General features: G+C 65.8%; 19 protein-coding genes. 14 read left to right on the top strand and 5 right to left on the bottom strand.

Annotated elements, in window-relative coordinates; all coding sequences use genetic code 11:
- Positions 1-472 precede the first annotated feature (472 nt).
- On the bottom strand, positions 473-1,579 hold the full coding sequence (gene aguA / locus ACI2KK_RS03750) for an agmatine deiminase (RefSeq protein WP_404667916.1): 1,107 nt from the start codon (positions 1,577-1,579) through the stop codon (positions 473-475).
- 409 nt (positions 1,580-1,988) lie between these two features.
- The gene (locus ACI2KK_RS03745) at positions 1,989-4,889 is read right to left on the bottom strand and encodes an aminotransferase (protein WP_404667915.1); all 2,901 of its coding nucleotides are present in this window, start codon (positions 4,887-4,889) and stop codon (positions 1,989-1,991) included.
- A gap of 168 nt (positions 4,890-5,057) precedes the next feature.
- Here ACI2KK_RS03745 and rfbB point away from each other — a divergent pair, with 168 nt between their 5' ends.
- The 7 genes from rfbB to ACI2KK_RS03710 are packed head-to-tail and all read left to right on the top strand — an operon-like array spanning position 5,058 to position 12,121.
- Positions 5,058-6,137, top strand: coding sequence for a dTDP-glucose 4,6-dehydratase (gene rfbB, locus ACI2KK_RS03740; RefSeq protein ID WP_404667914.1), 1,080 nt, complete (start codon positions 5,058-5,060; stop codon positions 6,135-6,137).
- Entirely contained in the window at positions 6,134-7,018 is an 885-nt protein-coding gene (gene rfbA / locus ACI2KK_RS03735; RefSeq protein WP_404667913.1) for a glucose-1-phosphate thymidylyltransferase RfbA, read from the top strand. Before rfbB ends, rfbA begins: the two co-directional genes overlap by 4 nt.
- Positions 7,005-7,553, top strand: coding sequence for a dTDP-4-dehydrorhamnose 3,5-epimerase (gene rfbC / locus ACI2KK_RS03730; RefSeq protein ID WP_404667912.1), 549 nt, complete (start codon positions 7,005-7,007; stop codon positions 7,551-7,553). The genes rfbA and rfbC overlap by 14 nt, the downstream gene beginning before the upstream one ends.
- Complete coding sequence (gene rfbD, locus ACI2KK_RS03725; RefSeq protein ID WP_404667911.1) at positions 7,550-8,410, top strand: dTDP-4-dehydrorhamnose reductase; 861 nt, start codon at positions 7,550-7,552, stop codon at positions 8,408-8,410. The genes rfbC and rfbD overlap by 4 nt, the downstream gene beginning before the upstream one ends.
- A gap of 38 nt (positions 8,411-8,448) precedes the next feature.
- Positions 8,449-10,263 (top strand): ATP-binding protein, encoded by a 1,815-nt coding sequence (locus ACI2KK_RS03720; RefSeq protein WP_404667910.1) that lies wholly within the window; start codon positions 8,449-8,451, stop codon positions 10,261-10,263.
- On the top strand, positions 10,260-11,666 hold the full coding sequence (locus tag ACI2KK_RS03715; protein WP_404667909.1) for a sigma-54-dependent transcriptional regulator: 1,407 nt from the start codon (positions 10,260-10,262) through the stop codon (positions 11,664-11,666). Before ACI2KK_RS03720 ends, ACI2KK_RS03715 begins: the two co-directional genes overlap by 4 nt.
- Positions 11,666-12,121, top strand: coding sequence for a YiiD C-terminal domain-containing protein (locus tag ACI2KK_RS03710; protein ID WP_404667908.1), 456 nt, complete (start codon positions 11,666-11,668; stop codon positions 12,119-12,121). Before ACI2KK_RS03715 ends, ACI2KK_RS03710 begins: the two co-directional genes overlap by 1 nt.
- A 305-nt stretch (positions 12,122-12,426) precedes the next feature.
- Here ACI2KK_RS03710 and cysQ read toward each other — a convergent pair whose 3' ends face one another.
- Both cysQ and nudE read right to left on the bottom strand, forming a co-directional pair.
- Positions 12,427-13,260, bottom strand: coding sequence for a 3'(2'),5'-bisphosphate nucleotidase CysQ (gene cysQ, locus ACI2KK_RS03705; protein ID WP_404667907.1), 834 nt, complete (start codon positions 13,258-13,260; stop codon positions 12,427-12,429).
- Positions 13,257-13,823: an ADP compounds hydrolase NudE gene (gene nudE, locus ACI2KK_RS03700; RefSeq protein ID WP_217887149.1), complete on the bottom strand. Its 567-nt coding sequence runs from the start codon at positions 13,821-13,823 to the stop codon at positions 13,257-13,259. The genes cysQ and nudE overlap by 4 nt, the downstream gene beginning before the upstream one ends.
- A 64-nt stretch (positions 13,824-13,887) precedes the next feature.
- Here nudE and yrfG point away from each other — a divergent pair, with 64 nt between their 5' ends.
- Positions 13,888-14,550, top strand: a complete 663-nt coding sequence (gene yrfG, locus ACI2KK_RS03695) for a GMP/IMP nucleotidase (RefSeq protein WP_404667906.1) — start codon at positions 13,888-13,890, stop codon at positions 14,548-14,550.
- A 116-nt stretch (positions 14,551-14,666) separates the two neighbouring features.
- Here the strand turns inward: yrfG and lysM are convergent, their stop codons facing one another.
- Positions 14,667-15,107 (bottom strand): peptidoglycan-binding protein LysM, encoded by a 441-nt coding sequence (gene lysM / locus ACI2KK_RS03690; protein WP_217840815.1) that lies wholly within the window; start codon positions 15,105-15,107, stop codon positions 14,667-14,669.
- Between the two features lie 186 nt (positions 15,108-15,293).
- On the opposite strand from lysM, the gene fdhD reads away from it, so the two are divergent.
- The 6 genes from fdhD to ACI2KK_RS03660 all read left to right on the top strand — a co-directional run bounded on the left by fdhD (position 15,294) and on the right by ACI2KK_RS03660 (position 21,499).
- Complete coding sequence (fdhD, locus tag ACI2KK_RS03685) at positions 15,294-16,121, top strand: formate dehydrogenase accessory sulfurtransferase FdhD (protein WP_404667905.1); 828 nt, start codon at positions 15,294-15,296, stop codon at positions 16,119-16,121.
- Positions 16,122-16,129: 8 nt separating this feature from the next.
- Entirely contained in the window at positions 16,130-18,475 is a 2,346-nt protein-coding gene (locus tag ACI2KK_RS03680) for an FdhF/YdeP family oxidoreductase (protein ID WP_404667904.1), read from the top strand.
- 410 nt (positions 18,476-18,885) lie between these two features.
- Positions 18,886-19,365, top strand: coding sequence for a glycine zipper domain-containing protein (locus ACI2KK_RS03675; protein ID WP_217840818.1), 480 nt, complete (start codon positions 18,886-18,888; stop codon positions 19,363-19,365).
- Positions 19,366-19,695: 330 nt separating this feature from the next.
- A complete protein-coding gene (locus tag ACI2KK_RS03670) occupies positions 19,696-20,784 on the top strand; it encodes a methyl-accepting chemotaxis protein (RefSeq protein ID WP_404667903.1) in 1,089 nt (362 codons plus the stop codon).
- Positions 20,785-20,804: 20 nt separating this feature from the next.
- Positions 20,805-21,170, top strand: a complete 366-nt coding sequence (locus ACI2KK_RS03665) for a response regulator (RefSeq protein ID WP_217840820.1) — start codon at positions 20,805-20,807, stop codon at positions 21,168-21,170.
- On the top strand, positions 21,170-21,499 hold the full coding sequence (locus ACI2KK_RS03660; RefSeq protein ID WP_404667902.1) for an STAS domain-containing protein: 330 nt from the start codon (positions 21,170-21,172) through the stop codon (positions 21,497-21,499). Before ACI2KK_RS03665 ends, ACI2KK_RS03660 begins: the two co-directional genes overlap by 1 nt.
- Position 21,500 lies beyond the last annotated feature (1 nt).

Genomic DNA, 21,500 nt, shown 5'->3' with positions numbered 1-21,500 from the left:
CCGCTCCTACACGGGGTAGCGTTTTGGCGGGCAAACAAAAACGCCAGCGCTATGCGCTGGCGTTTTTTTACGCATAGGCTGCGTCCCGCTTCAGTGCCACACAGCCAGCAGCGCATCGAGCTCTGCATCGCTGATCAGCCCCTGAGGGTATCGCCCATTCAGCAGACGTCGTGGGTCGGTCGTCCTGACCCGGATGCTTCCATGGTGCTTAAGCCACTGCGCCAGAATTTTGAGCGATTCATGGTTTACCGCCGATGGGGGCATAGCCGACTCACTTGCTGCATTCATTTCCACACGCACTCCCTGGGCCCGTGAGCGGCTAACTTACGTAAGGTTTGTTACAGAACGGCGTAGACCTATCCCGCTGAAACACAATGAAAAAACAATACAAGACGTGTGCCATCCTGCCCTGCAGCCTGTCGTCGCCCACAAAAAAGCCCGTCACAAGGACGGGCTTTTGCTTTGCCGGGGTTCAGCGCTTCACAGGCGCCGGCTGCTGTTGGGTCAGGCAGTGGATGTTGCCACCGCCCAGCAACAGCTCGCGGCCTGGGATCATCACCACCTCATGGTCGGGGAAGATCTTCGCCAGGATGGCTCTGGCCTGCGCATCTGCCGGGTCGTCGAAGCTCGGCGCGATGATGCCGCCGTTGACGATCAGGAAGTTCACGTAGGAACCGGCCAGGCGCACCGACGGGTCGCGTTCCTGGCTGCCGGCCACCTGGTCGACACCGGCGCATTCTTCTTCGGTGGCGAACAGCGGGCCGGGGATGGGCATCTTGTGCACCACAAACTCGCGGCCCTTGGCATCGCGGCTGTTTTTCAGCACTTCAAAGGCGGCGTGGCAGCGCGCGTAGTTGGGGTCGTTGGAATCATCGGTCCAGGCCAGTAACACTTCGCCCGGGCTTACGTAACAGCAGAAGTTGTCGACGTGGCCATCGGTCTCGTCGTTGTACAGGCCGTCCGGCAGCCAGATGATGGTGTCCACCGCCAGGTGCTCGCGCAGCACGTCTTCGATCTGCTCGCGGTTCAGGTGCGGGTTGCGGTTGCGGTTGAGCAGGCACTCCTCGGTGGTGATCAGGGTGCCTTCGCCATCGACGTGGATCGAACCGCCCTCGAGCACGAAGCCCTCGGTGTGGTAGCGCTGCACGCGCTCCATTTCCATGACCTTGGCGGCCAGCTCTTCGTCACGGTTCCATGGCGCATACAGGCCGCCATCGAAGCCGCCCCAGGCATTGAAGCCCCAGTCCACGCCGCGCACTTCGCCGTGGCTGTTGATCACGAAGGTCGGGCCGGTGTCACGCACCCAGGCGTCATCGTTGCTGATTTCGACCACGCGGATATTGGGCATGTCCAGTTGGCGGCGGGCATTTTCGTACTGCCCGGCAGACACTGCCACGGTGACCGGCTCGAAGCGTGCGATGGCCTTGGCCAGGGTCACATGGGCCGCCTGCGCCGGCTTGCCGCCCAGGCGCCAGTTGTCCGGGCGCTCCGGCCAGACCATCCAGACCTGGGTTTGCGGAGCCCATTCAGCGGGCATGTGGAAGCCGTCGGCGCGCGGGGTCGAATTGAGGGTCTTCATGGGTAACCTCTGCGAAGGCCCGGGGCCAGGGGCGCCAGGTCGTTGAACGAATAGGGTGCGGGCAGGCCTGCCAGTATAGGCAGGCAGTGAGGGAGCCGATATTACAACCGATAAATATCGGCTTTAAATAGCCATTAAGAAAATATTTTCTTATAATAGCACATTAAAACCGATATCAATCGATATTCAGCTTGAAGGAATGATCACGAGTGCGACGCAAGCCTTGTAGGCGCAACTGTCTTGCTCAATCTCTCAAAGCTGGCGCGATCCCTGTGGGAGCGGGCTTGCCCGCGAACACCGGCGCAGCCGGTGCCAGCCATCGCGTCGCCTGCTTCGCGGGCAAGCCCGCTCCCACAGGCATCGCGCCAGCTTTTGGAAAGTGAGCAAGCCCGTTACTGCCGATGGGCTCTTACAACCCCTCACCCAGAACGCGATCCACGCTGTCGACGAAATAGTCCACGCTGGCCCGGGTGGTGCACATCGGTGGCTTGATCTTGAGGATGTTCAGGTAGTCGCCGGTCGGCTGCATGAAGATCCCCAGCTCGCGCAGGCGGTTGCACAGGGCCATGGTTTCCTCGCTGGCAGGCTCCAGGGTGTCGCGGTCACGCACCAGCTCCAGACCCAGGTAGAAGCCCGAGCCATGGGCAGCGCCGGCAAGCGGATGTTTATCGACCAGTGCCTCGAGGCGCGCCTTGAAGTAACGGCCCACATCGCGGGCGTTGTCCCACAGGCCCTCGTCGCGCATCACCTCGAGTACCGCCATGCCGATGCGGCAGCTCACCGGGCTGCCGCCAGCGGACGAGAAGAAGTAGCCCTCGGCCTCCAGCGCTTCGGCGATCTCGCGGCGGGTGATCACCGCACCCAACGGTTGGCCGTTGCCCATGCCCTTGGCCATGGTGATGATGTCCGGCACCACGCCCTGCTCCTCGAAGCCCCAGAAGTACTCGCCCAGACGCCCATAGCCCACCTGCACCTCGTCGGCGATGCACACCCCGCCGCGCTGGCGCACCTTGGCGTAGGCCTGTTGCAGGTAGCCCGGCGGCAGCGAAATACCGCCGGCATTGCCGTACACCGGCTCGCAGATCATGCCGGCCAGCGGGCGCCCGCTGGCATCGATGGCAGCCAGCTTGGCGTCGACGTCACGCAGGTAATCGTCAGCACTTTCGGCACCACGGAAACGCCCGCGGAAGGTGTTCGGCGCCTCTACCGGGTGCACCCAGTCGGGGCGGGTTTCCAGCGCTTGCGGGTTGTCGGCAATCGATGTGGAGATCGCATCGGTGGCCACCGACCAGCCGTGGTACGCCTCCAGCACACTGAGCAGGTCACGCCCGCCGCTGTAGGCCCAGGCCAGGCGGATCGCCAGGTCGTTGGCCTCGGTACCGCTGTTGACCAGGAACACCCGGTCGAAGCCTTCTGGCGCCACCTCGAGCAAACGCTCGGAAAATTCGGCGATGGCCGCGTAGTGAAAACGCGAGTTGGTGTTGACCAGCGACCACTGGCGCGCCGACTCGGCGGCCATGCGCGGGTGGCCATGGCCAAGCACCGCGACGTTGTTGAGCATGTCGAGGTACGAGCGGCCCTGCATGTCGATCAGGTAGTTGCGCCAACCGCGCTCGATGTGCGGCGGCTGGGCGTAATAGTGCTTCTGCGAGCGGGCGAAGCTGGCGTCACGCCGGGCCAGCAGCGCCTGCGGGTCGGCCAGGGGTTCTGCGTCGCAGCCAAAACCCAGCAATGCTGCAGGCGACGGGCACAGCGCCAGCCAGGCAGCGGCGTGGGACGGCGTGGCGAAGAACGGCGGCCGGGCCTCGCTGCCCAGGCATAGCTGCACCCGCAGGTAACCGCAGGTGGCGCCCAGCGCTTGGCCACGCTGCAGCACCTGGCCGTCGGCCGGGGCCTCTTCGAGGCCATCGAGCCAGAGGGTCCAGGCCTCGGTACGCAAGCAGCCACGCTGGGCGTCCATACGCTGCCACACACCGTCCTGCGGGGCTTGCAAGGCGCTGCCCGGCAGCAGGTGCAGCTCAACGCCCAGGGCGCAGGTGGCCGGCTCATCGGCGCGGTCGATATGGGTCTGCGACAGGCGGTATTGGCCATGCAGGCTGCTGGCCGGCGCGGGCTGCGCAGCCAGCAGGCGCTGATCAAAACCTGGCTCCTGCCAATTGCCCGCTTCGCAGTGCGGGCTGAGCACCCCAAGGTCGACACACCGCACTGCTTGCCCGGCGATGGACGCCAGCAACGGCGCGCAACTGCTCAAGTCCGGTTGCACCGGTGCCTGGCCAGCCGCCTGCAGGATCGCCGCCTCCATCAGCGCCGCCGGCACGGCGTTGGCGGTATCGAAGATCTGCCATTCATGGGCGATGTTGTCGCGGGTGTACTGGTTGCCCGGGTCGACTGCCAGTTGCTGCTCGCTGCTCAGCACCAGCACCGCGGCGCGCAGTTGCACCAACGGCCACAGGGCGCGTAACTCGGCGGTTTGCAGCGGGTTCACGGCGTGGTAGGCCGAAACGGCCGCAAGAATGCGCAGCGGGTCGCCTTCGGCGTGGTGCAGCAGGGCCGAGCAAGTCACCGACAGGTCGGCGATGCGCCAGGTGCGCAGCAGGTCGCCGAAGTCGATCACCCCCTGTACCTGCCACTCGCGCTGCCCGTCACGGGCCCAGACCACGTTGTCGTCGGTGATGTCCAGATGCACCGCCTGCACCGGCAACTGCGCCACCAGCGGAGCCAGCGCCTGCGCCGCCTGGGCGGCCAGCGCGGCGACCTGTTCGCGGCGCTGTGGGTCGCTGATCACCGGCAGCAGGTGCTCGACCAGCGCCACGGCATGGCGCGGGTCCCATTGCAGGGTGCGCTCCAGCCCTGGATGATCGAAGCCTGCCAGGGCCTGATCGAGCCGTGCGCACAACGCACCCAGCTCGGCCATCAGGCGCACCGGCATATGTTTGAGGCGGGTCAGCGGCTCGCCGTCGATATAGTCGAGCAGGCGTATACGCAGGGGCTGGTCATCGACCTCCACCGCCAGCAGTTCATCGCCGCCCTTCGCCGGGCGCACTTTCGGCGCCGGCACGCCGTGCTGGCGCAGGTAGGCCAGCGCTGCATGCTGGGCCTGCAGCTCTGCTTCGGCGTAGCTGCCGTGGCAGGCCTTGAGCACGAAGCGGCCCTGATCGGTGTCGACACGAAAGTTCAGGTCCTGCTGGCTGCCCAGCGCCTGCAGGCTGCCCTGCAAATCGTAGTGCGAGCGCAGCAAGGCATGGGCCTGGGCTTCGCCCAGTGTTGGGCTGGGCTGGCTCGAACGCTGGATCAGGGTACTCAGGGGCATTTGCAGGGGACCTCGTTTTTTTCGCTTATATCGCCACTACTGCAGCCGATAAACAAGTAGCCCCCCATAAAAGTCCGCAGCCCTTGAGGGCGCCGTTCTACTTGCCATGGGTGAGCGCAGCCGACAGGCTACGCTATTGCCATCACTTTCCAGCACAGGCAACCGTACATGCGCATTCTCGTTACCGGCGGCGCCGGTTTCATCGGCTCGGCCCTGGTCCGCCAGCTGATCGACCACACCGGGCACCAGGTGCTGAACCTCGACAAGCTGACCTACGCCGGCAACCTGGAGTCGCTGCAGCGTATCGCCAGCAACACCCGCTACGAGTTCGTCCAGGCGGATATCGCCGACCAGCCGGCGGTCAGTGCGGTGCTCGAGCGCTTCCAGCCAGATGCCATCATGCACCTGGCCGCCGAGTCCCATGTCGACCGCTCGATCGACGGCCCGGCCGCGTTCATCCACACCAACATCGTCGGCACCTATGCACTGCTGGAGGCCACCCGCGCCTGGTGGAGCAAACTGCCGGGTGAAAAACGTACGGCGTTTCGCTTCCACCATATCTCCACCGATGAGGTGTACGGCGACCTGCACGGTGCCGACGAGCTGTTCAGCGAAACCACCCCCTACGCGCCAAGCTCGCCCTACTCGGCCAGCAAGGCGGCCTCCGACCACCTGGTGCGTGCCTGGCAGCGCACCTATGGGCTGCCGGTGCTGATCACCAACTGCTCGAACAACTACGGCCCGTACCATTTCCCCGAGAAGCTCATCCCGCTGATGATCCTCAACGCCCTGGCCGGCAAGCCGCTGCCGGTATACGGCAACGGCGAGCAAGTGCGCGACTGGCTGTACGTCGAGGACCACGCCCGTGCGCTGCTGAGCGTGGTGACCACCGGCAAGGTCGGCGAAACCTACAACATCGGCGGGCACAACGAGCAGAAGAACATCGATGTGGTACGCACCTTGTGCGCGCTGCTCGAGGAACTGGCGCCCGAACAGCGCCCGGCAAGCGGCTATGCCAGCTTGATCACCTTCGTCAAGGACCGCCCCGGCCACGACCTGCGCTACGCCATCGATGCCAGCAAGATCGAACGCGAGCTGGGCTGGGTACCCGATGAAACTTTCTTCACAGGGCTGCGCAAGACCGTCCAGTGGTATTTGGCCAATCTAGACTGGTGCAAACACGTCCAGGATGGCAGCTACCAAGGGCAACGGCTGGGCAACTCCGACTTCAAGGACCTGATCGCATGACCAAAGGTATCGTCCTGGCCGGTGGCTCCGGCACCCGCCTGCACCCGATCACCCTCGGGGTGTCCAAGCAACTGCTGCCGATCTACGACAAGCCGATGATCTACTACCCGATCTCGGTACTGATGCTCGCCGGCATTCGCGACATCCTGCTGATTTCCACCCCCCAGGACCTGCCGCAGTACCGCCAGCTGTTTGGCGACGGCAGCCAGTTCGGCATCAACTTGAGCTACGCCGAGCAGCCCTCCCCCGACGGCCTGGCCCAGGCGTTCCTGATTGGCGAGGAGTTCATCGGCAAAGACTCGGTGTGCCTGATCCTGGGCGACAACATCTTCCACGGCCAGGGCTTCACCGGGCAGTTGCAACGCGCCGCCAGCCACACCAGCGGCGCCACCGTGTTCGGCTACTGGGTCAAGGACCCGGAGCGCTTCGGCGTGATCGAGTACGACGCCGAAGGCCGGGCCCTGTCGATCGAGGAAAAACCGCAGCAGCCCAAGTCCAGCTACGCGGTGACCGGCCTGTACTTCTACGACAACGACGTGGTGCAGATCGCCAAGGGCATTCGCCCCTCGGCCCGGGGCGAGCTGGAGATCACCGACGTCAACAATGCCTACCTCAAGCGTGGCGACCTGCGTGTCGAACGTTTTGGCCGAGGTTTTGCCTGGCTCGACACCGGCACCCACGAGAGCCTGCTGGAGGCCTCGCAGTACGTGCAGACCATCGAGAACCGCCAGGGCCTGAAAGTCGCCTGCCTGGAAGAAATTGCCTTCCAGGAGGGCTGGATTAGCCGCGAACGCCTGCTGGCCAAGGCTGCGGATTTGAAAAAAACCGGATACGGCCAGTACTTGAGCAAGTTGGCTGAAGAGACCCATGAAAATCGTTGAAAGCGCAATCCCCGATGTACTGATCATCGAACCCAAGGTCTTCGGCGACAGCCGCGGGTTCTTCTACGAAAGCTTCAATGCCCGTGCCTTCGCCGAGTGCACCGGGGTGCAGGCCGAGTTCGTCCAGGACAACCACTCACGCTCCCAGCGCGGCGTGCTGCGCGGGTTGCACTACCAGGTGCAGAACCCCCAGGGCAAACTGGTGCGGGTGGTACAGGGCGAGGTGCTGGACGTGGCGGTGGACATCCGCCGCAGCTCGCCGACCTTCGGCCAGTGGGTAGCCGAGCGGCTGAGTGCCGACAACCACCGGCAGCTGTGGATCCCGGCCGGTTTCGCCCATGGCTTTGTGGTGCTCAGCGAGTCGGCCGAGTTTCTGTACAAGACCACCGACTACTACAACCCCGCCGCCGAGCGCAGCATCCGCTGGGACGATCCACAACTGGCCATCGACTGGCAACTGGACGGGCTGCAGCCGCAGCTGTCGGCCAAGGACCAGGCTGCTGTGCTGCTCAAGGACGCGGAGCTGTTCCCATGAGAATCCTGGTGTGCGGCCACAACGGCCAGGTGGCCCAGGCGTTGGGCCGCTCGCTGGCGGGGCTGGGCGAGGTGCTGCTGCTGGGCCGCGACCAGCTCGACCTGGCCAAGCCCGAGCAGTTGCGTGTGCCGCTGCGCGACCTGGCACCCGAGTTGATCATCAACGCCGCCGCCCACACCGCCGTGGACCTGGCCGAGAGCGAGGCCGAACTCGCCTTCGCGATCAACGCCGACGCCCCCCGGGTGCTGGCCGAAGAAGCCGCGCGCCTGGGCGTGCCGCTGATTCACTACTCCACCGACTATGTGTTCGACGGCAGCAAGGCCACGCCCTACAGCGAAGACGACGCGCCCAACCCGCTGGGCGTGTACGGGCGCAGCAAGCTGGCCGGCGAGCAGGCGATTGGTGAGGTGGCCGGTGAACACCTGATTCTGCGTACCAGCTGGGTCTACTCGCAGCATGGGCGCAACTTCCTGCTGACCATGCAGCGCCTGCTGCAAGAAAAGCCGCAGCTCAAAGTGGTGGCTGACCAGATCGGCGCCCCCACCTGGGCCGCCACCATCGCCGCCAGCACCCGCGCACTGATCGAACGTTGGCAGCAAGGCCAAGCCGGCGCCTGGGGCACCTACCACCTGACAGCCCAGGGCGAAACCTCCTGGTTCGGCTTCGCCCAGGCCATCGGCGAGCAGCTCAAGGCCCGCGGCCTGCCGTGCGCCGAACTGCTGCCGATCCCCTCCAGCGAGTACCCGACCCCGGCCCAGCGCCCGCTCAATTCGCGCCTGGACTGCACCCGGCTCGCCGAACAGTGGCAGGTCAGCCAGCCGCACTGGCATCAAGCGCTGATCGACTGCCTCAAGTAGCGCATAATTGCGCCAGACTTTTCTGGCGCAATGACTAGATGATTCCGAAACCGACGCCTCCCCGCCGCCCCCGCTGGCGCAGCCTCGCCCTGCTGGCCCTGTGCCTGGCGCCGCTGCTGTGGCCGCTGCACCACCTGGCCGAGCGCTATTACCAGGACCAGCTGGCCTCGCAGAACCGCCAGACCCTCGACCTGTACGTCGCCAACCTGCTCGGCACCCTGCACCGCTACGAGGTGCTGCCGCAAATTCTCGGCGACCTGCCGGCGCTGCGTGGCGCCCTGGCCGACCCGTTCAAGCTCGAGGCGGTGACCAACGCCAACCGCCTGCTCAAGGACATCACCCACCAGACCGGTGCCGAGGTGATGTACCTGATGGACGTCAGCGGCAACACCCTGGCCGCCTCCAACTGGGACAAGCAAGACAGTTTCGTCGGCCGCAACTTCGCCTTCCGCCCGTACTTCAACGAGGCCATGGCCGGGCGCCTGGGGCGCTTCTTCGGCCAGGGCACCACTTCGGCCAAGCGCGGCTACTTCTTCGCCGCTGCCGTGCGCGACCGCGAGCGGTTGATCGGCGTGCTGGTGGTCAAGGTCGACCTCGACCACACCGAAACCCTGTGGGGCCGCACCCCCGAGCAATTGCTGCTGACCGACCAGAACGGCGTGGTGGTGCTGACCTCACGCCCGGACTGGCGTTTTCGCGCCACCCGCGAGCTGACCGACGCCGAACGCCAGGCGATCATCGCCATCCAGCCCTACCCGACCCAGGCCCCGCAACCGCTGACCCTGCCCGCCGACGCCTGGATCACCCAGACCCGCGACATTCGGGAAACCGGCTGGCAGGTGAGCATCCTCGCCCCGCGCATTCTGGTCGACCGCTCGGTGCAGACGGTGATGGCCATCGGCGCCGGCGCCCTGCTGGTGGCGATGCTGCTGGCCGGGCTGGTGATGCAGCGCCGGCGCCACTACATCGACCGCATCGACTTCGAAGCCCATGCCCGGCAGGAGCTGGAAAAACGCGTGGCCGAACGTACCGCCGCCCTCGAAGGCCTCAACACGCGCCTGAAAAGCGCGGTGCTGGAGCGCGAGAACGCCCAGCAGGAGCTGGTGCGCGCCCAGGACGAGCTGGTGCAGGCCGGCAAGCTGTCGGTGCTGGGCACCATGTCGGCGAGCATCAGCCACGAGCTCAACCAGCCGTTGGCGGCGATCCGCAGCTACGCCGAAAACGCCGAGATTCTGCTCGACCATGAGCGCACCGAGGATGTGCGCGGCAACCTCAAGCTGATCGGCGAACTGACCGGGCGCATGGCCTCGATCATCGCCCACCTGCGCGCCTTCGCCCGCCGCGACCGCCACGCCCCCGAAAGCGTGGCCCTGCAACCGGCGCTGGACGACGCCCTGGCGCTGCTGGCCAAACGCCGCCGGGCGATGGCGGTGGAACTGGTGCGCGACCTGCCCGAGGCCACCCTGTGGGTGCAGGCCGGCGAAACCCGCCTGCGCCAGGTGCTGGGCAACCTGCTGGCCAACGCCCTGGACGCCCTCACCGAAAAAGCCAACCCGCGCAAACTGTGGCTGAGTGCCGAGCGCGTCGAGGACTGCGTCTATCTGTACATCCGCGACAATGGCCCGGGCTTCAGCCGCCAGGCCCTGGAACACGCCAAGGAGCCGTTCTTTACCACCAAGACCCGCACCCAGGGCCTGGGCCTGGGCCTGGCCATCTGCGAAAGCCTGATGCGCGCCCTGGGCGGTGAACTGCTGCTGGCCAACCACCCGGAAGGCGGCGCCCTGCTGACCCTGCAACTGCGCGTGGCCACGCCTGGCGCCAACCTGCAATCTTCGGAGGACACCTCGGCATGACCGAGACACTGATCGACAGCCGCGCCCAGGTGATCCTGGTCGATGACGACCCGCACCTGCGCCAGGCCCTGAGCCAGACCCTCGACCTGGCCGGGCTCAAGGTGGTGGCACTGGCCGACGCCCAGGGCCTGGCCGGGCGCATCGAGGCCGACTGGCCGGGGGTGGTGGTCAGCGATATCCGCATGCCGGGCATCGACGGCCTGCAACTGCTGGAACAGCTGCGCGCCCGCGACAGCGAGCTGCCGGTGCTGCTGATCACCGGCCACGGCGATGTGCCGCTGGCGGTGCAGGCCATGCGCGCCGGGGCCTACGATTTTCTCGAAAAGCCCTTCGCCACCGATGCCCTGCTGGACAGCGTGCGCCGCGCCCTGGCCCTGCGCCGGCTGGTGCTGGACAACCGCAGCCTGCGCCTGGCCCTGAGCGACCGCCAGCAACTGGCCACCCGCCTGGTGGGCCAGTCGCCGTCGATGCAGCGCCTGCGCGAGCAGATCGGCGCGCTGGCCGGTACCCGCGCCGACGTGTTGATCCTCGGTGAGACCGGTGCCGGCAAGGAGGTGGTGGCCCGTGCCCTGCACGACCTGTCGAGCCGCCGCGATGGCCCGTTCGTGGCCATCAACGCCGGTGCGCTGGCCGAGTCGGTGGTCGAAAGCGAGCTGTTCGGCCATGAGCCGGGGGCCTTCACCGGCGCGCAGAAGCGGCGCATCGGCAAGTTCGAGTTCGCCAACGGCGGCACGCTGTTCCTCGACGAAATCGAGAGCATGAGCCTGGACGTGCAGGTGAAGCTGCTGCGCCTGCTGCAGGAGCGGGTGGTCGAGCGCCTGGGCGGCAACCAGTTGATCCCGCTGGATATCCGCATCATCGCCGCCACCAAGGAAGACCTGCGCCAGTCGGCCGACCAGGGGCGCTTTCGTGCCGACCTTTACTACCGCCTGAACGTTGCGCCGCTGCGCATTCCGGCCCTGCGCGAGCGCGGCGACGATATTCTGGTGCTGTTCCAGCACTTCGCCGATGCCGCCAGCCAGCGCCACGGCCTGCCCCCGCACAGCCTGCAACCGGCCCAGCGCGCGCTGCTGCTGCGCCACGACTGGCCAGGCAACGTGCGCGAGCTGCAAAACGCCGCCGAGCGCTTCGCCCTGGGCCTGGAGCTGGCCCTCGATGGCCAGGCCACGGCTCCCAGTACACAGGTACAGGTACCGGTGCCCAGCGGCAACCTCAGCGAGCAGGTCGAGCAGTTCGAGCGCTCGCTGATCGCCAGCGAACTGGCCCAGCCGCACAACTCGATGCGCAGCCTTGCCGAGGCCCTGGGCATCCCACGCAAGACCCTGCACGACAAGCTGCGCAAGCATGGCCTGAACTTCGACGGCGCCGGTGGCGGGCATGAAGAACATGAGGAAACCCGTTAATGACCAGCGACAGCCAGTACCTGCAAGCCGTGCTGCACAGTGACATTCCCCTGACCCGCGAGATGGGCATGCAGGTGCTCGACTGGCACGGGCAGTGCCTGCGCCTGCAATTGCCGCTGGCGCCCAACGTCAACCACAAGAGCACCATGTTCGGCGGCAGCCTGTACTGCGGCGCGGTGCTGGCGGGCTGGGGTTGGCTGCACCTGAGGTTGCGCGAGCTGGGTATCGATGACGGACATATCGTCATCCAGGAGGGGCAGATCAGTTACCCGTTGCCGGTAACCGGCACCGCAGTGGCACGCTGCCCGGCGCCGGACGAGAAAGCCTGGGAGCGCTTCCTGGCGATGTACCAGCGCCGCGGGCGGGCGCGCTTGACGCTGGAGACGGTGGTGAGCAACGAAGGCAGTGACGAGCCGGCGGTGAAGTTCAGCGGGCAGTACGTGTTGCATCGTTGAGGGGTGTGTTGCCTGTTCGGGCGCTATCGCCGGCAAGCCGGCTCTCAGGGAACAACAGATTACTCATTGTTTTAGCAGGGTCCTGTGGGAGCGGGTTTACCCGCGAACACCGGCGAAGCCGGTGCCATCTACCGCGGCGCCTGCTTCGCGGCTAAAGCCGCTCCCACAGGGGGCGTGATACATCTGCGAGACCAGTTCTCTGCGCGACAGCGCAGCCCGAAAAGGCTGGGTGATCTGCTACAGGGATCGCATAACCTTCAGGCCTGTGCTGTACCTGTAGGAGCCGGCTTGCCGGCGATAGGGCCTCAGGCGTCGATCGCGATAGCCAGCGCCACCAACGCCTGCCGCCACCCGGCAGCTGCCGGCAAGGCCAGGAAGAACGGGTTGAGCAACGATTCGCGGGGCGGGTAGCGGAACGCCTGCCCGTCCAAGCCGATCACCTCGCCCCCGGCCCCTTCCAGCACCCCTTGCGCAGCGGCAGTATCCCACTGCGAAGTCGGCGCCAGGCGCGGGTAGCAATCGGCACTGCCTTCGGCCAGCAGGCAGAACTTCAGCGAGCTGCCGATATTGGCAAGTTCCAGCTCACCCACCGCCGCACCAAGGCCGGCCAGCAGGGCCTCCTGCTGCGGGCTGGAGTGGCGGCGGCTGGCAACCACGGTGAAGCGGCCATCGGCTGGCGGCGCGTTGCGCACCTGAATCGGTTGCGCGGGGCCATCGCCCTCGGTGCGCCAGGCGCCCAGCTCACGCCCGCCGAAGTAGCAGCGGCCATTGGTCGGCATCGCCACCACGCCGAACACCACCTCGCCGTTCTCGATCAGCGCGATGTTGACGGTGAACTCCTCGCTGCCGGCGATGAACTCCTTGGTGCCATCCAGCGGGTCGACCAGCCACCAGCGCTGCCAGCCTTCACGGGTCGCCAGGGGAATATCGCAATCTTCTTCGGACAACACCGGGATGTGCGGCGCCAGCGCCAGCAGGCCGTCGGCAATGACCCGGTGCGCAGCCAGGTCGGCGGCGGTCACCGGGGAGTCATCGGCCTTGTTGGTCACCGCCACGTCAGCGCGCCAGAACGGCAAGATCGCCTCGCCGGCCAGCTGGGCGAGCTTCACCACCTCGTGCAGCAATTGCAGGTCGTTCATGCGCTGAGCACCCCGCGCTGGATCAGCAGGTCACGAGCCAGGTACAGCGCCGCCAGGGCGCGGCCTTCGGTGAACTGCGGGTGCATGGCCAGGGCCGAAAGCTCGCGCAGGTTGACCTTGTCGACTCGCATCGGCTCGGGCTCGTCGCCCTCCAGGCGCTCCTCGTACAGATCGGTGGCCAGCACCACCTGGATCTTCTGGCTCATGTAGCCGGGCGACAGCGAAAGCTCGGTCAGGTGCTCAAGCTGGCGGGCGCCGAAGCCTGCTTCTTCCTTGAGCTCGCGGTCGGCGGCAGCCAGCACGTCCTCGCCGGGCTCGATCAGGCCTTTGGGCAGCGACAGCTCATACTCGTCAGTACCGCCGCAGTATTCCTCCACCAGCACCGCGTGCTCGGCATCGAGCATGGCGACGATCATCACCGCGCCATAGCCGTTGCCGCGCCCCACCAGCCGTTCATAGGTGCGCTCGGTGCCGTTGGAGAAACGCAACTGCACCGCCTCGACCCGGAACAGGCGGCTGCTGGCGACGATTTCGCGGCTGAGGACGGTGGGTTTCTGGCGCATGGGGCAGCTCCTTGGCGTGAACGGGTTACTATACCGTGGCTTGCCGACCGAACGAGAGTTTCCCATGCCTGTTCTTCCCTGGTCCGCCATCGACACCGTGTTGCTCGACATGGACGGTACCCTGCTCGACCTGCACTACGACAACCGCTTCTGGCTGGAGCACCTGCCCCAGCGCTATGCCGAGCTGCACGGGGTGAGCCGGGCCATGGCCGAGATGGAGCTGCAGCCGCTGTTCGAGCAGCATGCCGGCACCCTCAACTGGTACTGCCTGGACTTCTGGAGCCGCGAGCTGCGCCTGCCGATCCGCGAGCTCAAGCAGGAGATCGCCGAGCTGATCGCCCTGAAGCCCGACGCCGACACCTTCCTGGCTGCCATTCGCCAGGCCGGCAAGCGCGTGGTGATGATCACCAACGCGCACCGCGATTCGCTGTCGCTGAAGCTGGAGCGTGTAGAGCTGGCGCCGTACTTCGAGCGCCTGATCAGCTCGCACGATTACGGGTTCCCGAAAGAAAGCCCGCAGTTCTGGGATGCGTTACAGGCAGACATCGGCTTCGACCCGGCGCGCAGCCTGTTCATCGATGACACCCTGGCGATCTTGCGCAGCGCGCAGCGCTTTGGGGTAGGCCATCTGCTGGCGGTGAGGCAACCGGATAGCCGCGGGGCCGTTCGCGATACCCAGGAGTTTGCGGCGGTCGAGGATTACCGGGAATTACTGGTCGGTTTGTAAGGGCCTCTTCGCGGGTAAACCCGCTCCCACAGGTACTCCACCAGCCTTAAGGGTTGCGCAGTACCTGTGGGAGCGGGTTTACCCGCGAAAGGGCCGGGACAAGCGAAAGAACAGCCTCAATCCGGAATACGCAACACCTGCCCCGGGTAGATCTTGTCCGGGTGCTTGAGCATCGGCTTGTTGGCTTCGAAGATCTTGTTGTACTGCCCGGCATTGCCATACACCACCACCGCGATCGCCGACAGCGTGTCACCCTTTTTCACGGTGACGAAGCGCGCCGCCGCCACCACCGGCCCGGTCACGGTGATCTGGTCCTCGACCGACGCCACCCCGGCGATGTTGCCGGCCGCGAGGATGATCTTCTCCTTCTCTTCCTGGCTGGCCACCTCGCCCTTGAGAATGACCTTGTCACCCTCTACAGTGGCGCTGATGTTCGGGTTGCCCAAGCCAACACTTTCCACGTGTTTCTTGAGCTGCTCCTCGGCGTTGGCATTGCCGGGAGTCAGCAGGTCGATCAACTTCTCACCGGCCTCCTTGACGAAGCTGAACAGGCTCATGATGTGCTCCTTGTTGATGTTTCGATGAGTTAACCCTCGGAGCCAGGAGTCTAGGCCAGGATCCCTTCTACCGCCCGGCTGCGACCAATCGACGCGGTCTATCAAGGCATAGACCCTAGCGATTAGACGCGCGCCCCCTGGCGGCCTAGGCTGGTGCTATCAAATAGCCGCCGGTCACTTCGCCCGATGCACAGCAAACCTCCGGTCTGCGCAGCCTCCACGCCACTGGCCCTGCCCGCTGCCAGCAACACCTACGACTACGTCCAGCTCGACGACGCTGAGCGCAGCAGCACGCCGCTGGCCGAAGAAGTAGCCCTGGCCATCGTCTACAACGGCCTCAACCAGGCGGTGATGCTGGTCAGCCCCACCGACCTCGAAGACTTCGCCGTGGGTTTCAGTGTGGGCAGCGGCATCGTCAGCAGCACCGATGAAATCTATGACGTGAAGCTGTCCGGCAGCGGTTCGGCGTTGTACGCCGACCTGGAAATCTCCAGCCGCGCCTTCTGGAACCTCAAGGACCAACGCCGCCAACTGGCCGGCACCAGTGGTTGCGGCCTGTGCGGTGTCGAGGCCCTGGAGCAGGCCCTGCCAGAGCTGAACGCGTTGCCCGGCGCGCCCCTGCCACCGGTGCATTGGCTCAAGGACCTGCGCCAGCGCATCGATGCCTTCCAGCCCCTCGGCCAGCACTGCGGCGCGGTACACGCGGCGCTGTTCATGGACCGCGACGGCCAGCTGCTGCTGGGCCGTGAGGACATCGGCCGGCACAACGCCCTGGACAAGCTGATCGGCGCCCTGCTGCGCCAGCGCATCGATACCGCAGGGGGCCTGGCCATCGTCACCAGCCGCTGCAGCCTGGAGCTGATCCAGAAAGTGCTGCGCGCAGGCATCCAGACCCTGGTCAGCCTCTCTGCGCCTACCGGCCTCGCCCTGCAGTGGGCACGCAAGCACAACCTCAACCTCATTCATTTGCCCAAACACAGTGCACCGCGGGTGTTCAGCCCAGCGGCGGAGTAGTAAAAGCCGTGACCTCCTACGAAAAACTCCCGGACAACGCCCCCGCCTCCACCCCTCGCTACCAGCCCTACCCCGGCCCTGCCGGCGGCTGGGGCGCGCTCAAGAGCGTGGCCAAGGCCTGGGTTGGCAGCGACAACGCGCTGAAGAACATCCGCGCCCTGCTCAAGACCAACCAGAACGGCGGCTTCGACTGCCCGGGCTGCGCCTGGGGCGACTCGCCCGAAAGCGGCATGGTCAAGTTCTGCGAAAACGGCGCCAAGGCGGTCAACTGGGAAGCCACCAAACGCCGGGTGGATGCCGCGTTCTTCGCCCGCTACAGCGTCAGCGCGCTGCTCGGGCAAAGCGACTACTGGCTCGAATACCAGGGCCGCCTGACCGAGCCGATGGTCTACGACTCGGCCAGCGACCGCTACCAGCCGATCGCCTGGGACGCCGCCTTCGCGCTGATTGCCGAGCACCTGAACCGCCTCGAGTCCGCTGACCAGGCCGAGTTCTACACCTCGGGCCGGGCCAGCAACGAGGCGGCCTACCTGTACCAGCTGTTCGTGCGTGCCTATGGCACCAACAACTTCCCCGACTGCTCGAACATGTGCCATGAGGCCAGCGGCGTGGCTCTGGGCCAAAGCGTCGGCGTGGGCAAGGGCACGGTGACCTACGACGACTTCGAGCATGCCGATGCGATTTTCGTCTGGGGCCAGAACCCCGGCACCAACCACCCGCGCATGCTCGACCCGCTGCGCGATGCGGTAAAACGCGGCGCCCAGGTGGTGTGCGTGAACCCGCTGAAAGAACGTGGCCTGGAGCGCTTCCAGCACCCGCAAAACCCGCTGGAAATGCTCACCAACAGCGACCGTCCGACCAACACGGCGTTCTTCCGCCCGGCCCTGGGCGGCGACATGGCGCTGTTGCGCGGCATGGCCAAGTTCGTGCTGCAGTGGGAGCGTGAAGCCCAGGCCGCAGGCGAGCCGGCGATCTTCGACCACGCCTTCATTGCCGAACACGGCCATGGGGTCGATGAGTACCTGGCAGCGGTCGACGCCACCTCGTGGGAGCAGATCCAGGCGCAGTCGGGCCTGACCCTGGCCGACATCGAGCTGTCGGCGCGCATGTACTGCAAGGGCAAGCGGGTAATCATGTGCTGGGCCATGGGCATTACCCAGCACCGCCACTCGGTGCCGACCATCCAGGAAATCGTCAACCTGCAGATGCTGCGCGGCAACATCGGCGCACCGGGCGCCGGCCTGTGCCCGGTACGCGGCCACAGCAACGTGCAGGGCGACCGCACCATGGGCATCAACGAGCGCCCGCCGGTGTTCCTGCTGGATGCCATCGAAAAGCGCTTCGGCTTCCAGGTGCCGCGCCACAACGGCCACAACACGGTCGAGGCGATCCACGCCATGCTCGAAGGCCGGGCCAAGGTGTTCATCGGGCTGGGCGGCAACTTCGCCCAGGCCACCCCGGACACCGAGCGCACCGCCCAGGCCCTGCGCAATTGCGAGCTGACCGTGCAGATCAGCACCAAGCTCAACCGCAGCCACCTGATCCACGGCAAGCAGGCGCTGATTCTGCCGTGCCTGGGCCGCACCGATATCGACCAGCAGGTCGAAGGCCCGCAGGCGGTGACCGTGGAAGACTCGTTCAGCATGGTTCACGCCTCCAACGGCCAGCTCAAACCGCTGTCGCGGCAGATGCGCTCGGAGCCTGCGGTGGTGGCCGGCATCGCCGCCGCCACCCTGGGCAAGCAACCGGTGGACTGGCACTGGCTGGTGGCCGACTACGCACGCATCCGCGACCTGATCGCCGACACCATCCCGGGCTTTGCCGACTTCAACCAGCGCCTGGAACTGCCAGGCGGCTTCTACCTGGGCAACAGCGCCGGCAGCCGCCAGTGGAAGACCGCCACCGGCCGCGCCAACTTCAAGGCCAACCTGCTGCCCGACAGCCTGCTGGACGAGCGCGTGCGCGCCAGCGGCCAGTTGCCGGACCTGATCATGCAGTCGATGCGCTCTCACGATCAGTACAACACGACCATCTACGGCATGGACGACCGCTACCGCGGCGTGCGCGGCCAGCGTGACGTATTGTTCGCCAACGAGGCCGACATCATCCGCCTGGGCTTCCAGCCGGGGCAGAAGGTCGACATCGTCTCGCTGTGGGGTGACGAACATGTACGCCGGGTGCAGGGCTTCACCCTGCTGGCCTTCGACATCCCCGCCGGCCAGGCCGCCGCCTATTACCCCGAGGTGAACCCGCTGGTGCCGCTGGAGAGCATCGGCGACGGCAGCCATACGCCAACCTCGAAGTTCATCGCCATCAAGCTTGAGCGGGCGCGGGACGACGGGCGGATCATCTGAATTCTCTGATGCTGCCTGGGGCAACGGTCTTTGTAGGAGCGGCCTTGTGTCGCGAAAGGGTCGCAGCGCGGCCCCAGGATTTCAGCGTGCCCAGGATTTCAGCGTGAAAGGACAGATCGACGGGGGCTGCTCTGCAGCCCTTTCGCGACACAAGGCCGCTCCTACAGCGGATGTGCAGGCCCGCTCCCAGGGAACATCTTCACCCAGGCATCACCCACAAAAAAAGCCCTGTCCGCAACGGATCAGGGCTTTGTCATAAGTACCTCTGACAGCCGATTTTCGAGAAAGTTTCATACAGAATTCAATAACTTAGAGAATTGTGTACAACTCGTGCTACTCGTCGGATTTCCGTTGCCAGCCGCCTCGCCCGGCCTCAAATTCCGCCTCGTCATCCATTTGAGGCTCTCTTGATGAAGAAGTACTCCTCGATTCTGTTGTTGTCTTTCAGCTTGCTCAGCGGCGTGGCCATGGCAGGCGGCACCACCGAGGCCGGCATTGGCGGCGCATTGGGTGGGGTACTGGGCTCCGTGGTGGGCAACTCCATCGGCGGCAGCACGGGCGGTGCCATCGGTGCCGGCCTGGGTGGTGCAGCCGGCGGCGCCCTGGGTGCCGACAAGCGCCAGCGTGGCGAGGCCGCCATCGGTGGCGCGCTGGGCGCCGCAGGCGGTAACGTGGTCGGCCGCTCCATGGGCGGTACCACCGGCAGCTACATTGGTGCAGCCGCAGGCGGCGGCGCCGGTGGCGCACTGGGTAACTACATGGGCAACAAGGCCGATGAAGACGAGCGCCGCGACGACCGCCGCTACCGCCGCGGCTACGACGATCGCCGCCACTACGACCGCGGCCATCATTACGGCCACCGCAAGCACAAGCGCCACTGGCGCGACTGATCGGCCGGTTGTCACGAACGCCTGCGGCGCCCACCGCAGGCGTTTTGCTTAAGTGGTCAGGCACATTGCCACCACACCAATGGCTTAAGCCATACTCCTAACCCTTAAGCGATCTTGCCCCCTCCCCTGCGACAAAACGCGTCAGCCCGTACTCCGCAGCCACTGGCGTTCCCCTGCGATTTACCTGACCAGTCAATCAATTAAAAGGCGCTCCCCTGGCCGGCCATGCTTGCATGACTGCTCGGTCGGATTAAGGGCTGTCCCGATTTTGACGTCAAAAGTCAGCTTGTACCATCCGCACTCGTAACCTGAAAAAGGCAGCGCAGCGGAATGCGGATGTATCTCGTCATATGGATCGGCACAGCGCTATGCGCCACGGCACTGTTCACCGGCATGCTCTGGCTGGGCCTGTTCGCGCTGGCCGCCATCGTGCTTGCAACCTTGCTGCTGCGCCCCCGCCCGGTGGCCTACGCCAACCCCGCCCTGGAAAACGCGCCGGCTGAGGCCCCCCCTGGCCACCAACACCCGCTGTTACAGCTGCTGCCGCAAGCTGCTGCTGCCTGGACTGACGGCCTGCAACAAAGCCGCTTGCTGGTGGCCGACAACATCGGCGGGCTGCTGGAGCGCTTTGCGGCCATCCACCAACGCCTGGACGCCTCGCTCGATGCCGCCGCCCGCAGCACCGAGCAGGACGGTGTCGGCGACGGCCTGCGCCGCTGCAGCGGGCAACTGCAACAGGTGACCGACGCCTTCGCCAGCCGCGGCCAGCGCCAGAGCGCCGTGCTGCAAAGCATCAGCCACCTGGACAGCTACACCGGCCAGTTGCAGCAGATGGCACGGCATGTCCAGGAAATCGCCAACCAGACCAACCTGCTGGCCCTCAACGCCGCCATCGAAGCGGCCCGCGCCGGCGACTATGGCCGGGGCTTCTCGGTGGTGGCCGACGAGGTGCGCAAACTGTCGCAACTGTCGGCCACCACCGGGCAGTCGATGGATGCCAAGGTCGGTGAAATCAACCACGCCATCCAGACCAGCATCGAATCGGCCGAGGCGCTCAGCGCCCACGACCAGGCAGACCTTGCGCACCTGCAGCAACTGCTCGACGAGGTGATCGAAGGCCTGGGCGGCAACCTCAAGGCCCTCGACCAGGCCTCCAGGGAATTGCAGCAGGACACCCGCACCACCCAACAGGACATCCAGGCGATTCTGGTCAACCTGCAGTTCCAGGACCGCGTGGACCAGGTGCTCGACCATGTCGCCATCGACCTTGGCGAGCTGCTGGCCGCCCTCGCGGCCAATGACCCGAAGCTGGCCGACATCGACGCCTGGCTGCGCGGCCAGCGCGAGCGCTTCACCACCCGTGAAGAGCGCAGCGGCCGGCACTCCCCGAGCGATGCCGCCGAACTCACCTTCTTCTAACCCCTCAGGTAACCCTCACCATGGCCAAAACCATTCTGATCGTCGACGACTCGGCCTCCATGCGCCAACTGGTGCGCATCAGCCTCGCCGGCGCCGGCCACACCATCATCGAAGCGTGCGACGGGCAGGATGCGCTGGCCAAGCTGACCGGGCAGAAGGTCAACCTGATCATCAGCGACGTGAACATGCCCCGGTTGGATGGCATCGGCCTGGTCAAGGCGTTGAAGGCGCGTAACGAATACCGCTTCACGCCAATCATGATGCTCACCACCGAAAGCGAGCAGAGCAAGAAAGCCGAGGGCCAGGCCGCCGGAGCCAAAGCCTGGATGGTCAAGCCGTTCCAGCCGCAGCAGTTGCTGGCTGCCGTAGAAAAGCTGGTGGGCTGATGGCCAGCCTCACGCTGCGCCCCGGTACCGAAAACCTGCCTGCGTGCCTGGCCCTCGCCGGTGACCTGACCATTTTCGAGGCGCGCGACACTCACACCGCCTTATTGGCACTACTGGCCGAGCACCCCGGCCCCTGGTCGCTCGACCTGGGCGCACTGGGCGAGCTCGACAGTGCCGGGCTGCAGTTGCTGCTGGCCCTGGCCAGGCAGCTCGGTGGCGAGGCCCACGCGCTGCAGGTGGTGGCATTGTCTGACCAAGCCGCCGCTCTTATCGACCTGTTGCGCCCGGCAGAGCTGGCGCTCGACCTCCAAGCTGCCTGCGCAGGATGAC

It is taken from the genome of Pseudomonas sp. NPDC089406 (assembly GCF_044900265.1).
Classification (GTDB): domain Bacteria; phylum Pseudomonadota; class Gammaproteobacteria; order Pseudomonadales; family Pseudomonadaceae; genus Aquipseudomonas; species Aquipseudomonas fakonensis.
Note: the sequence above shows the minus strand (reverse complement) of the source record. Positions and strands in the feature narration are given on the sequence as shown.

Coding starts and splice junctions, on each gene's coding strand:
- aguA (WP_404667916.1), bottom strand. CDS start 1,579: ATGAAGACCCTCAATTCGACCCCGCGCGCCGACGGCTTCCACATGCCC.
- ACI2KK_RS03745 (WP_404667915.1), bottom strand. CDS start 4,889: ATGCCCCTGAGTACCCTGATCCAGCGTTCGAGCCAGCCCAGCCCAACA.
- rfbB (WP_404667914.1), top strand. CDS start 5,058: ATGCGCATTCTCGTTACCGGCGGCGCCGGTTTCATCGGCTCGGCCCTG.
- rfbA (WP_404667913.1), top strand. CDS start 6,134: ATGACCAAAGGTATCGTCCTGGCCGGTGGCTCCGGCACCCGCCTGCAC.
- rfbC (WP_404667912.1), top strand. CDS start 7,005: ATGAAAATCGTTGAAAGCGCAATCCCCGATGTACTGATCATCGAACCC.
- rfbD (WP_404667911.1), top strand. CDS start 7,550: ATGAGAATCCTGGTGTGCGGCCACAACGGCCAGGTGGCCCAGGCGTTG.
- ACI2KK_RS03720 (WP_404667910.1), top strand. CDS start 8,449: ATGATTCCGAAACCGACGCCTCCCCGCCGCCCCCGCTGGCGCAGCCTC.
- ACI2KK_RS03715 (WP_404667909.1), top strand. CDS start 10,260: ATGACCGAGACACTGATCGACAGCCGCGCCCAGGTGATCCTGGTCGAT.
- ACI2KK_RS03710 (WP_404667908.1), top strand. CDS start 11,666: ATGACCAGCGACAGCCAGTACCTGCAAGCCGTGCTGCACAGTGACATT.
- cysQ (WP_404667907.1), bottom strand. CDS start 13,260: ATGAACGACCTGCAATTGCTGCACGAGGTGGTGAAGCTCGCCCAGCTG.
- nudE (WP_217887149.1), bottom strand. CDS start 13,823: ATGCGCCAGAAACCCACCGTCCTCAGCCGCGAAATCGTCGCCAGCAGC.
- yrfG (WP_404667906.1), top strand. CDS start 13,888: ATGCCTGTTCTTCCCTGGTCCGCCATCGACACCGTGTTGCTCGACATG.
- lysM (WP_217840815.1), bottom strand. CDS start 15,107: ATGAGCCTGTTCAGCTTCGTCAAGGAGGCCGGTGAGAAGTTGATCGAC.
- fdhD (WP_404667905.1), top strand. CDS start 15,294: ATGCACAGCAAACCTCCGGTCTGCGCAGCCTCCACGCCACTGGCCCTG.
- ACI2KK_RS03675 (WP_217840818.1), top strand. CDS start 18,886: ATGAAGAAGTACTCCTCGATTCTGTTGTTGTCTTTCAGCTTGCTCAGC.
- ACI2KK_RS03670 (WP_404667903.1), top strand. CDS start 19,696: ATGCGGATGTATCTCGTCATATGGATCGGCACAGCGCTATGCGCCACG.
- ACI2KK_RS03665 (WP_217840820.1), top strand. CDS start 20,805: ATGGCCAAAACCATTCTGATCGTCGACGACTCGGCCTCCATGCGCCAA.
- ACI2KK_RS03660 (WP_404667902.1), top strand. CDS start 21,170: ATGGCCAGCCTCACGCTGCGCCCCGGTACCGAAAACCTGCCTGCGTGC.